The 2,910-nt window shown below is 69.6% G+C and carries 1 protein-coding gene; it reads right to left on the minus strand.

The window, feature by feature from the left end; genetic code table 11:
• Positions 1-76 precede the first annotated feature (76 nt).
• On the minus strand, positions 77-2,910 hold a 2,834-nt coding region (locus KME77_RS17925), incomplete at its 5' end, for a glycoside hydrolase family 48 protein (protein WP_246610038.1).

Consider the following 2,910-nt stretch of genomic DNA (forward strand, 5'->3'; position numbering starts at 1 on the left):
CTGTGGGGAGCCCCCCCCCGCCGGCGTGGCAGGACGCGGCGAGGCGGGTGGCTTTGTTACTTGGCGGTCTGCCGGGTCACGGGAAGAGGCGCCCGTACTCGGCGAGGGCGACGGCGACGTCCACCTGCGCCCAGAACCGGTGGTAGTTGAAGACCGGCGCGGGGCCCGTGCCGTTCAGGAACGCGTTGACCTTCGGCCAGTCCGGGTCGTTGCGGTAGAACGACCGGATCGAGATGAACGTCGAGCTGGAGTTGATCGTGTCGCCGTTCGGCATCCGGCCGGTCCACCCGGACGGCACGTACACGGGGTCGTCGACGCGGTTGTAGTCGGTCTTGGTCTCCGGCACCGACACGCCCTCGGCGTCGCGGAAGCGCCAGATGCCGTCGAGCAGGGCCTTGGCCGTGTCCCTGGCCTGGGTGTGGTTCGCCCTGGCCGCGTAGTACATCAGCACCTTGGCGTACGCGCCGGCCACGCCCACGTCGGTGGTGCTGTCGGCGACCGTCACGTGCAGGCCGGAGTTGGCCGGCGGCATGCCGGTGCCGCTGAAGTCACCGGCCGGCTGGCCGGTCCAGCGCAGCGTGGACGGGATCTGGTACGTGCCGTCGGAGTTGATCGTGGTGTTGGCCAGCGCCCAGGTGACCCACTTGTCGAGGATGGTCTTGGCGTCGGAGTTGCCGGTGACGTTGTACAGCTCCGCCACCCGCTCCATGCTCCAGGCCTGGAAGCCGAACCACTGGTTGGAGGGCGGGTCGTGGTAGACCGGCTGCCAGTCGTAGGCCATGCCGAAGAACTTCGGCAGGCTGCTCGGCGGCGTCGCGTAGTGGCCCTCCCAGCTGTTGGTCGCGCCGCCGGCGATGGCGCCCTCGGACGACTGCAGCCACTTGTAGAACTGCAGCTGGCGGGTCATGCTCGTGCTCCAGTCCGCCGCGCCGCTCGAACTCCTGGGCCGCAGCGCGGAGACGTTGGCCAGCGCCCAGGCCGCGAACGGGTTCTGGTAGCCGGAGTGGTTGTGGCTGGAGCCGATGCGCCAGGCCCATCCGGCGTTGGAGTCGGTCGCGCCGCCCCACGCGTAGTACCAGGACAGCAGGTACGCCGAGGCGTCCTTGCCGGTGCCCGCCGCGCACTGCGGGCTCGCGCAGCCCGGCTTCTTGAAGTACTTGTCGTACATGGCGTAGCGCAGGTAGTCGCCCATCCTGGCGGCCTTGGCGACGGACGCGGAGACGTCGGCGGCCTTGTTCTGCGCGGTGGCCCAGGTCAGCGCCCAGTACGCGGCCTGCACGGCACGCGCGTCGGCGTCGGGGGCGTTGGTGTACTTCCACTGCTTGGCGTACGAGCTGTCCTTGATGAACAGGTCGAGGTAGCCGTTCGGCCCGCCGTGGGCGAAGGTGTCGCAGGACGGCTGCGGGAGCGTCTCGAAGACCGACTCCTCCGGACCGCGCTGGTAGGTGTTGATGTAGGCGGGTTTGGTGGTGCCGTCGCCGCAGCGGCCGAAGCCGTAGGTGTTGTCGACGTCGAGCAGCCAGTGCATGCCGTAGATGTCGCGGGTGCCGTACGCGGACTGCAGCTCGGCGGCCAGCGGGTCGGTCCCGACGGTGACGCCGGTGTCGAGCTGGCTCGGGTAGTTGCTGATCTCCAGGTGCTCGGGCGCGTACGTGGCCGGCTTGGCGGCGTTGTAGAACGAGTTCGTCGGCTGGTCGGCCGTGGCCGGGATGATGTACCTCTCCATCGAGGCCCACGCCGTGTTGAACTTCGACCAGTCGCCGGTGACCTGCCCGTAGGCCGCCTCCAGCCACAGGTAGTAGCTGTAGGCCTCGGAGGTGGTCTCGTGCCCGTGGTCCGGCGCCTCGACCATGAACGTCTCGATCGAGTGGTACGGCACGCCCTGCGGGGAGAAGTACCCGTTGGTGGGGTCGTGCAGCTCGTTGTAGAGCTCGACGAAGCGCCTGACGTACTCGTTGTCGCCGCCCACGTCGTCGTCGGCCTCGCTGAGGCTGACGTCGACCGGCGTGTAGCCGCTCGCGCTCACCCTGATCACGGCCGTTCCGCTGGTCGTGTCGGTGTCGTTGGCGGCGGCGATCGTGACGTTCTGGGCGGTGTTCCAGTTGGACGGGGTGAAGGTTAGGCTCGCGCCGCCCGAGACCGTCAGGTCGCTGTCACCGCTGACCCGTGCCGTCGTGACGGTCACGTTGGCGGAGGGCGCCTGCGACAGCCGCACCCCGAAGGTCGCGGTGCCGGCCTCCGGAACGGACAGCGTCGTCGGGCTGACCACGAGCGCCGGGCCGGTGTTCGGGGAGACCGTGATGCCGACGGGCGCCGAGGTGGTGCTGGCCCCGCCGTTGTCGGTGGCCACGGCGGTGATCGAGTAGGTGCCCGCGGCCACGTTCGTCCAGCTGAACGCGTACGGCGAGGCGGTGTCGCTGTTGAGCAGCGTGCTGCCCTGGTAGAAGTCGACCTTGGCGATCGTGCCGTTGGAGTCGGCGGCGGTGGCCGCGAGCGGCACGGTCGCGGGCGCCGTGAAGGTCTGCCCGGCGGTGGGCGAGGTGAGCGAGACGGTCGGCGCGGCGTTGGCGCCCGTGCAGGTCACGCCGTTGATCGTGAACGACGTGGGCTTGGGGTTGGAGCCGCTCCACGTGCCGTTGAAGCCGATGTTGGTGGAGGCGCCGGTGGGCAGGTTGCCGTTCCAGTCGAGGTTTCTGGCGGTGACGGCCTGGCCGTTCTGCGCCCAGGTGGCGCTCCAGCCCTGGCTGATCTTCTGCGTGGTCAGCGGGAAGGTGAAGCCGAGGGTCCAGCCGCTGATCGGGTCGCCGACGTTCTTGATGGTGACGCCGGCGGTGAACCCGCCGTTCCAGTCGTTGGTGGTGTAGGTGACCTCACAGGCGACGGCCGCGCTGGCGGGCGCGGCCGCCAGCG

Source organism: Nonomuraea rhizosphaerae, from assembly GCF_019396405.1.
GTDB classification, from domain to species: domain Bacteria; phylum Actinomycetota; class Actinomycetes; order Streptosporangiales; family Streptosporangiaceae; genus Nonomuraea; species Nonomuraea rhizosphaerae.